This is a genomic window from Achromobacter sp. 2789STDY5608615 (assembly GCF_001298995.1).
Taxonomy (GTDB): Bacteria; Pseudomonadota; Gammaproteobacteria; order Burkholderiales; family Burkholderiaceae_B; genus Achromobacter; species Achromobacter insuavis.
Genome location: NZ_CYTY01000079.1, coordinates 1 through 9,172, shown reverse-complemented (window position 1 = coordinate 9,172; position 9,172 = coordinate 1). Strand labels below are relative to the sequence as shown.

At 67.6% G+C, this 9,172-nt stretch carries 7 protein-coding genes; all 7 read right to left on the bottom strand.

Features of this window, described 5'->3' with window-relative positions:
- Positions 1-205 precede the first annotated feature (205 nt).
- On the bottom strand, positions 206-610 hold the full coding sequence (locus AOZ49_RS31200; protein ID WP_054479775.1) for a RidA family protein: 405 nt from the start codon (positions 608-610) through the stop codon (positions 206-208).
- 52 nt (positions 611-662) lie between these two features.
- On the bottom strand, positions 663-1,088 hold the full coding sequence (locus AOZ49_RS31195; protein ID WP_054435697.1) for an acyl-CoA thioesterase: 426 nt from the start codon (positions 1,086-1,088) through the stop codon (positions 663-665).
- Positions 1,089-1,108: 20 nt separating this feature from the next.
- Positions 1,109-2,749: an AMP-binding protein gene (locus AOZ49_RS31190; protein WP_054479773.1), complete on the bottom strand. Its 1,641-nt coding sequence runs from the start codon at positions 2,747-2,749 to the stop codon at positions 1,109-1,111.
- Between the two features lie 62 nt (positions 2,750-2,811).
- A complete protein-coding gene (locus tag AOZ49_RS31185) occupies positions 2,812-3,981 on the bottom strand; it encodes an acyl-CoA dehydrogenase family protein (RefSeq protein WP_054479772.1) in 1,170 nt (389 codons plus the stop codon).
- A 2-nt stretch (positions 3,982-3,983) separates the two neighbouring features.
- On the bottom strand, positions 3,984-4,841 hold the full coding sequence (locus tag AOZ49_RS31180) for an enoyl-CoA hydratase family protein (RefSeq protein ID WP_054435703.1): 858 nt from the start codon (positions 4,839-4,841) through the stop codon (positions 3,984-3,986).
- Positions 4,842-4,878: 37 nt separating this feature from the next.
- Positions 4,879-5,670 carry an SDR family NAD(P)-dependent oxidoreductase gene (locus tag AOZ49_RS31175; protein WP_054479770.1) on the bottom strand — a complete coding sequence of 264 codons (792 nt, stop codon included), beginning with the start codon at positions 5,668-5,670 and terminating at the stop codon, positions 4,879-4,881.
- On the bottom strand, positions 5,667-8,018 hold the full coding sequence (locus AOZ49_RS31170) for a bifunctional salicylyl-CoA 5-hydroxylase/oxidoreductase (RefSeq protein ID WP_054479768.1): 2,352 nt from the start codon (positions 8,016-8,018) through the stop codon (positions 5,667-5,669). The genes AOZ49_RS31175 and AOZ49_RS31170 overlap by 4 nt, the downstream gene beginning before the upstream one ends.
- Positions 8,019-9,172 lie beyond the last annotated feature (1,154 nt).

Sequence of the window (9,172 nt, the reverse complement as noted above, 5' to 3'; positions counted from 1 at the left end):
TGCTACCGGCTGATGGATGACGACGTCCCTACCCCAGCACCCTCCCACTGCGGAAGGCGCATCTACACCATACAAGGATGACAACGGGGCAGTCCGGAGCGAAGGCTCCGGACCGCAATCGTAGCCCCGCCATCCCCCGCCTGCCCCGTCACCCGCGGCTAAAGAACCCAACCCGACGCAAATACCCCGCCAGGCCGGCCCACCATCAAGCCGGCACCACCGCAGTAACCTCAATCTCCACCTTGGCCCGATCCTCCACCAGATCCGCCACCTCCACCGCCGTCATCGCCGGAAAATGCCTCCCGATCAACTCCCGGTAATGCTTCCCGATCTCCGGATAAGCCGCCACATAGGCATCCTTGTCCGTCACATACCACGTCATCCGAACGATATGCTCCGGCTTGGCCCCGCCCTCGGCGAGAATCGCCACGATGTTGGCCAACGTCTGCCGCACCTGGTCGGCCAGGTCATCCGACTCGAACTGCTGCTGCCCGTTCCAGCCCACCTGCCCGCCCACGAACACCAGCTTGCTCCCCACCGTCATCTCGGTCAGGATCCCATTCGAATAGCCCCTCGGCGCCATCCAATCCGGCGGTTGCAGAATCTTCATAACGTCTCATCCTATTTTCAAAAAACAAACACCAGGGTGACCCCCGCCGAACTCATTCGGCGGCGACCAGATAATCCTGCATACGTTCACGCAGATCCGCCGGCAGCGGCATCGACTTCATCGTGCGCAGATCCACCGTCACGATCGTCAGCGTCGCCGACAGGCGCAACTGCCCGTCCGGGCCCTCGAACCGCACCAGCGCCTTGAACGACGCGCCGCCGATGCGCTGCACCTGCAGCGTCTGCCGCAGCTTCTCGTGCCAGCGGCTCGGCGCGCTGAAGTCGCACGTCACCGACGCCATCGGCGTGCCGATGTGGCGATCCACGTGCAGCGCGTGGAATGGCAAGCCCATGCCCTTGTCGAACCATTCCTCGACAAAGTCATTGATCATCTCGAAATAGCGAGGATAGAAAACGATGCCCGCCGGGTCACAATGACGGAAGCGGACCTCTACCTGACTGATGAATGGTGCTGCCATGGCATTTCCTTGATGCAAAATCACGCCATCTTGCGCAGCGCGAAACGCTGCAGCTTGCCCGTCTCGGTGCGCGGCAGCGCGGCGACGAACTCGATGGCGCGGGGGTACTTGTAGGGCGCGATATTGGCCTTGACGAACTGCTGCATCGCGGCCACCAGCGCCTCGCTCGGCTCGAAGCCGGGCTTGAGCACCACGAAAGCCTTGACCAGCTGGCCGCGCTCGTCATCGGCCGCGCCGACCACGCCGCATTCGGCCACGGCCTCGTGGCGCAGCAGCGCGTCCTCGACCTCCGGGCCGGCGATGTTGTAGCCGGCCGAGACGATCATGTCGTCATTGCGCGCCTGGTAGAACAGATAGCCGTCGTCGTCCTGCATGAACGTGTCGCCGGGCAGGTTCCAGCCCTTCTGCACGAAACGCAGCTGGCGCTCGTCGGCCAGGTAGCGACAGCCCGTCGGGCCCTTGATGGCCAGGCGGCCCACCGTGCCGTTGGGCACGGGGTTCATGTCGTCGTCCACGATCTGCGCGATATAGCCCGGCACCACGCGGCCGATGGCGCCGCGGCGCACCGACTCGGGCGGGCTGGAGACGAACACGTGGATCATTTCCGTGCCGCCGATGCCGTCGATCATCTCGATGCCGCTGGCCTCTTTCCACAGCTGGCGGGTGGCGTCGGGCAGGGCCTCGCCGGCCGACACGCTCTTCTTGAGCGAGGACAGGTCGAACTTGCCCACCAGCGCCGCCATCTGGCGGTAGAACGTGGGCGCGGTGAAGACGATGGTGGCGCGGAAGTCCTGGATCAGCTGCAACAGGCTTTCCGGCGTCAGGCGCTCGGCCAGCACGGTGCTGGCGCCGACCCGCAGCGGGAAGCACAGCAGGCCGCCCAGGCCGAAGGTGAACGCCAGCGGCGGCGTGCCGCAGAAGATGTCGTCCGGGCCCGGCTTGATGACGTGCTTGGGAAACAGGTCGCACATCGCCAGCACATCGCGATGGAAGTGCATGCAGCCCTTGGGCGCGCCGGTGGTGCCGCTGGTGAAGACGATCAGGCAGACGTCGTCGGCGGCGGTGTCGCAGGCCGTGAAGTCGTCCGGCTTGGCCGCGGCCAGCGCGTCCAGCGCGTCGGGCGCGGTGTCGTTGAAATACACGATCTGCGCCAGCCCCGGGCAATGGTGCTCGTGATCCGGCTGGGCGCAGAACTGCGCCTCGTCCTTCAGGCGCACATCGCACAGCACCGCCTGGATCTGCGCCTTGTCGATGATCTGCTTGAGTTCCTTGGCGCGCAGCAGCGGCATGGTCGGCACTGTCACCAGGCCGGCCTTGATCGCGGCCAGCCAGGCGGCCGCCATCATCGGGTTGTTGGGGCCGCGCAGCAGCAGGCGGTTGCCCGGCACCAGCTTCATGTCCTCGACCAGCACGCGGGCGATGCGGTTGGTCAGCGCGGCCAGCTCGCGGTAGGTCATGGCGGCCGGCTTGCCGTCCTGCGCCCAGCGCAGGGCGACGCGCTCGCCATGGCCGCGCTCGACCATCGCGTCGACCAGCTCCACCGCGCAATTGAAGCGCTTGGGATAGGCCACGTCGGGACCGTCCAGCAGGAATTCTGGCCATTGTTCGCCCGGGGGCAGATTGTCCCGGGTGAAGGTGTCGATGTGGGCGGATACTTCCATGGAATTCCCCTTGCTGCTGCGGTGTGGTTGACTGTGCCGAAAGCGGAAGCTCGATGGCTTCTTCAGGCTTTCAGCAGTTCGCGGGCGATGATCAACTTCTGCACTTCGGTGGCGCCTTCGTAGATACGCAGCGCTCTGATTTCCCTGTAAAGCTTCTCCACCGGCATCCCCGACACCACGCCCGCGCCGCCGAACATCTGCAGCGCGCGGTCGATCACGGTCTGCGCCGATTCGGTGGCCGTCATCTTGGCCATGGCCGCTTCGCGCGTAGTGCGTTGTTTCTGCACGTCGCGCATCCACGCGGCGCGATAGGTCAGCAGCGCCGAGGCGTCGATGGCCGTGGCCATGTCGCCCAGCGCGGCCTGCGTCAGTTGCAGGTCGGCCAGGGTCTGGCCGAACATGCGGCGCGACTTGGCGCGCGCCAGTCCTTCGTCCAGCGCGCGGCGGGCAAAGCCCAGCGCGGCGGCGGCCACCGAGGCGCGGAAGATGTCCAGCGTCATCATGGCCAGCTTGAAGCCCTGCCCCGCTTCGCCCAGCCGCTGCGACACCGGGATGCGGCAGTTGTCGAAGGTGATGGTGGCCAGCGGGTGCGGCGCGATCAGCTCGATGCGCTCCGAGATCTCGAAGCCCGGGGTGTCGGCATCCACCACGAAGGCGCTGATGCCGCGCGCGCCCGGCGCCTCGCCGGTGCGGGCGAACACGCAATAGAAGTCGGCGATGCCGCCGTTGGAAATCCAGGTCTTGGCGCCGTTGAGCACATAGTGGTCGCCCTCCAGCCGGGCCTCGCAGGCCAGCGCGGCCACGTCCGAGCCGGCATCCGGCTCCGACAGCGCGAAGGCGGCGATCGCCTCGCCGCTGGCCACGCGCGGCAGGTAGCGCTGGCGCAGCGCGTCCGAGCCCATCAGCGAGATCGCGCCGCTGCCCAGGCCCTGCATGGCGAAGGCGAAGTCCGCCAGGCCCTCGTGGCGCGCGAAGGTCTCGCGCAGGATGCAGACCGCGCGCGAATCGACCTCGGGCAGCGCGCCGCCCCAGGCGCCGCCGGGGCCGCCGGCGACCGCGTAGCGCAGCCAGCCGGCCTGGCCCATGGCCTTGACCAGCTTGCGGCAGGCCGCGTCGGCATCGTGGTGATCGACGTGGCCCAGGGCGCTTTCGCACCAGCCATCCACCTCATGCGCCAGTTTGCGATGGGCGTCGTCGAAGAACGGCCAGTCCAGCCAGCTTGCGTCGCGCATCATCAGTTCCCCTCGAAGACCGGCTTCTGTTTGGCCACGAAGGCCTCGTAGGCGCGATGGAAATCGCGCGTCTGCATGCAGATGGCCTGGGCCTCGGCTTCGGCCTCGATGGCCTCGTCCACGCCCATGTTCCATTCCTGGTGCAGCAGTTTCTTGGTCACGCCGTGCGCGAAGGTGGGGCCCGCGGCCAGCTGCGCGGCCAGTTTGGCCGCCGCGTCCATCAGGGCGTCCGACTCGTGCAGCGCGTTGAAGAAGCCCCAGCTGGCGCCCTCCTCGGCGGTCATGGCGCGGCCGGTGTACAGCAGTTCGGAGGCGCGACCCTGGCCGATCATGCGCGGCAGCAGCGTGCAGGCGCCCATGTCGGCCCCCGCCAGGCCCACCCGCGTGAACAGGAAGGCGGTGCGCGCGGCCGGCGTGCCCAGGCGCATGTCGGAAGCCAGCGCCACCATCGCGCCGGCCCCGGCGCAGACGCCGTCCACCGCCGCCACGATGGGCTGCGGGCAGGCGCGCATGGCCTTGACCAGGTCGCCCGTCATGCGGGTGAAGTCCAGCAGCTCGGGCATGCTCATCTTCGTCAGCGGCCCGATGATTTCATGCACGTCGCCGCCCGAGCAGAAGTTGCCGCCGGCGCCGGCCACCACCACCACCTTGATGTCGGTCGCGTACACCAGCGCGCGGAACAGGTCGCGCAGTTCGGCGTAGGAATCGAAGGTCAGCGGGTTCTTGCGCTCGGGGCGGTTGAGCGTGATGGTGGCGACCTTGCCGTCGGCCGACACCTGCCACAGGAACGTCCGCGCCTGGTAACCGGCCAGCGGGCGCTTGTGGTGCTTCATGGTGTGCTCTTCGGGCTGCGTGCTCATGGTGTCTCCGTTCTGGAATCGTGGGGTGGGCGCCGGCTCAGCCGGTCATCACTTCGCCGCCGTCGACGGCGATGGCCTGGCCGTTGATGGACGACGAGGCCGGCAGCGCCAGCCAGGCGACCGTCTCGGCCACTTCCTCGGGCTGCACCAGGCGGCCCTGCGGATTGCGCTCGGCCAGCTTGGCGCGAGCCGCTTCCGGCGTCATGCCGGTCTTCTCGACGATATTGGTGACCGCGCCGCGCACGATGTCGGTCTCGGTGTAGCCCGGGCACACGGCGTTGATGGTGACGCCCTTCTGCGCCGTCTCCAGCGCCAGCGAGCGGGTCAGGCCGATCACGCCATGCTTGGCCGCGCAGTAGGCGCTGACGTAGGCGTAGCCGATCAGGCCGGCGGTGCTGGCCACGTTGATGACGCGGCCCCATTTGGCGGCCAGCATGCCGGGCAGGGCCGCCTGGATGCAGTGGAAGGTGCCGGTCAGGTTGACCGCCAGCATCGATTGCCACAGCGCGGCGTCGGTGCGGTCGAAGCGCTGGCTGACGGCCTGGCCGGCGTTGTTGACCAGCACCAGCACCGGGCCGAGCTCGGCCTCGGCCTGGGTGAAGGCCTGGCGCACCGAGGCCTCGTCGGCGATGTCGGCGCTGACCGCCTGCACCTGGCCCAGGCTGGCCAGGCTGTCGACGGCCGCCTCCAGCGCGCCGCCGTCGCGGCCCAGCAGCGTGACCCGCGCGCCGCGTTCCAGCAGGGCGCGGGCGCTGGCCAGGCCGATGCCGCGGGCGCCGCCCGTCACCAGCGCGTGGCGGCCGGCCAGGGGAAGGGAGGACGTGCTCATTTGATGTCCAGTTGCGCCATGGCGGCGGCGCGTTCGAAATTGGTTTCCAGCTGGCGCTTGCCGGCGAAATACTGGCTCGGCCAGGCCACATCACGATAGCCCACGCGGGCCGCTTCGCGCAGCGTCCAGGAGGCGTCCGCCAGGTGCGGCCGCGCCAGCGCGCAGAGGTCGGCGCGGCCCGAGGCGATGATGCCGTTGGCGTGGTCGGCCTCGAAGATGGCGCCCACCGCGATGGTGGGGATGCCGGCCTCGTTGCGCACGCGGTCGGCGAACGGGGTCTGGAACATGCGGCCGTAGACCGGCTTTTCTTCCTTGCTGACCTGGCCCGACGAGCAGTCGATCATGTCGGCGCCGGCGGCCTTGAAGTGGCGCGCGATCTCGACGGCGTCATCGGCGGTGATGCCGCCCTCGACCCAGTCGCTGGCCGAGATCCGCACCGACATCGGCTTATCCTCGGGCCAGACGGCGCGCACCGCGCGGAACACTTCCAGCGGGAAGCGCAGGCGGTTTTCCAGGCTGCCGCCGTATTCGTCGTCGCGGCGGTTGGTCAGCGGCGAGATGAAGCTGGACAGCAGGTAGCCGTGGGCGCAGTGCAGTTCGAGCCAGTCGAAGCCGGCGGCCTGGGCGCGGCGGGCCGCGGCCACGAAGTTGTCGCGCACCTCGTCCATGTCGGCGCGCGTCATGGCGCGCGGCGTCTGCGACACGCCTTCGATGTACGGCAAGGCAGACGCCGACAGCAGCGGCCAGTTGCCTTCGGCCAGCGGATGGTCGATCTTCTGCCAGCCCAGCTGGGTCGAGCCCTTGCGGCCGGCATGGCCGATCTGCACGCCGATGCGGGCGTCGCTGTTGCCGTGCACGAAGCCGACGATGCGGGCGAAGGCCTGCTGCTGCTCGTCGTTCCACAGGCCCGGGCATCCCGGGGTGATGCGGCCGTCGGGCGACACGCAGGTCATTTCCACCATCACCAGCCCGGCGCCGCCCATGGCGCGGGCGCCCAGGTGCACCAGGTGGAAGTCGCCCGGCACGCCGTCGGCGCAGGAGTACATGGCCATCGGCGACACCAGGATGCGGTTCTTCAGCGTCACGCCGCGCGCCCGGTACGGCGTCAGCATCGGCAGCGCGGGCCGCTGGCCGGCGGGCGCCGGCGCGCCGGCATGCTCGGCGATCCAGCGCTCGAAGCCTTCCAGCCAGGCCGGGTCGCGCAGCCGCAGGTTTTCGTGCGAGATGCGCTGCGAGCGGGTCAGCAGCGAATAGGCGAATTGTTCGGGTTCGAGTTCGGCGTAGCGCGCCACGTTCTCGAACCACTCGGTGGAGTTGCGGGCGGCGTTCTGGATCTTCAGCACTTCGACGCTGCGCACTTCCTCGTAGTGCTTCAGGCCGTGCTCGACGCTGCCCTCGGCGCCGCTCAGGCAGCGCGCCAGTTCGATGGCGTCTTCCAGCGCCAGCTTGGTGCCCGAGCCGATGGAGAAGTGCGCGGTATGCGCCGCGTCGCCCATCAGCACCACCGGCACGGCGCGCTTGCCGCGGCAGGTTTCGAGCTGGTTCCAGTGGACCCAGGTGTTGCAGATGACGCGCGGGAAGCGGATCCAGATGGCCGAGCCGCGCAGGTGCGAGGCGTTGCTGATGAGCGCGTTGCCGTCGAGCCAGGGCGCGAACAGCTTTTCGCAGTAGGCAATGCCCTCTTCCTGGCTCATCTGCTCGATGCCGGCGGCCTGCCAGGTCTCTTCGGGCGTTTCGACGATGAAGGTCGACATGCCGTCTTCGTAGCGATAGGCGTGGGCCTGGAACCAGCCGTGTTCGGTCTGGACGAAGGCGAAGGTGAAGGCGTCGAAGACCTTCTTGGTGCCGAGCCAGACGAAGCGGCAGCGGCGCTGGTCGATGTCGGGGTGGAAGGTGTCGGTGTAGCGGGTGCGGATCTGGCTGTTGATGCCGTCGGAGGCGATGACCAGGTCGGCGTCGTATTCGCGGGCGATGGCCTGGTCGTCCTGGACGAAGTTCTCGAACACCAGCTTGACGCCGACGTCTTCGCAACGCGCCTGCAGGATGTTGAGCAGCTTCTTGCGGCCGATGCCGATGAAGCCGTGGCCGCCGCTGCGGATGCTGCGACCCTTGAAGTGGATGTCGATGTCGTCCCAGTGGTTGAAGGCGTCGCCGATGGTCTGGGCGGAGACGGGATCGGCTTCGCGCAGGTTCTGCATGGTGGCATCCGAGAACACGACGCCCCAGCCGAAGGTGTCGTAGGGCCGGTTGCGTTCGATGACGGTGACTTCGTTGGCCGGGTCTTGCAGCTTCATGAGGAGCCCGAAATACAGGCCGGCGGGACCACCACCAATGCATACGATTTTCATTGCCGTAACGCTCCAAGAAGTGCGGCCCGGACGCGGGGGTGGGTCGCTGCTATTTTTAGGCCTTGATAGTTTAGGCTTGAAATATATACCTGGATGGGGAGGATCGCAAATGGGGGAAACGTGGGGGGTCCGATTCTGGGGACGGGCTTAGGGTGGCGGGTGCGAGTTCCATGGCGGGAGGCGCATTTTCTGGCGTCGCGGTGTTGAGCTTCGTAGGTCGCCCCTCGGGCAGGCGGACCCGGTGGCGGGCGCCCACGATTGCGGTCCGGAGCGTTCGCTCCGGACTTCCCCTGCCTCATCCTCGTTGCCGCCTCCCGGCGGCTGCCTTCGGATTCCGTCGGGCGCATCGAGGTTGCCCGCCACCGGGTCCGCCTGCCCGAGGGGCTGCGGATTTCGAGGCTTGTCGCGCTGCTAGATCTGTGTGCAGGGCATGGAACCTGCAGGGCTGCCCATCGCGACCGCGCGGGCGGTCACGATGGGCGTCTGGGCAGTTGAAAGTGGGGCGGGTGCGCTGCGCGCGGGTGGGGATCGGGTTTCTGTTGTTTCCCCACGTTTGGGGGAGGGGCGATGGTGGTCGGCGCGGCGGAAAGCGGGTTGCGCGTGACGAGTCGCTTGCGCCGACCACAAACAGTCTTGGTGCGGGCAGGCGTTCAATGGCAAAGGGTTTGGGTGCAGGTGTGCCTTGGTGGCAATGCGTCGCGGAGCGGGCATGTCTTCAATGGCAAGTGAGTCGCGGTGCTGGCATGCCTTCAATAGCAAATGCGTCGCGACGCTGGCACGCTTGCAATGAAAAACCATGCGAAGTGCCAGCAAACCTTCCAAAGAAAATAATCTCGCCGCCGCCATACGCGATAGCGTCATCACCAATCGCAAGACATCGCGTAAGCCTCAAAAGGCCGCCCGCGCGGCCGGCTTGAGGCGGGCCCCGCCCCACCATTCACCGCAAGCGCGAAGCAGCATCCTCAACCGCAAGACCCCGCGAATGCCCTCCGATGGCCGCCCGCGCGGCCGAGGAAGGGCGACCATCGCAAGATCTTCCACTTCACGCCAGCCCAACATAAGAACGCCAGCACCGTCACCCACACGCGAGAGCGCCATCGCTCAGACGCAAGACACCGCGTAAGTCCTAAAAGGCCGCCCGCGCGGCCTTTTAG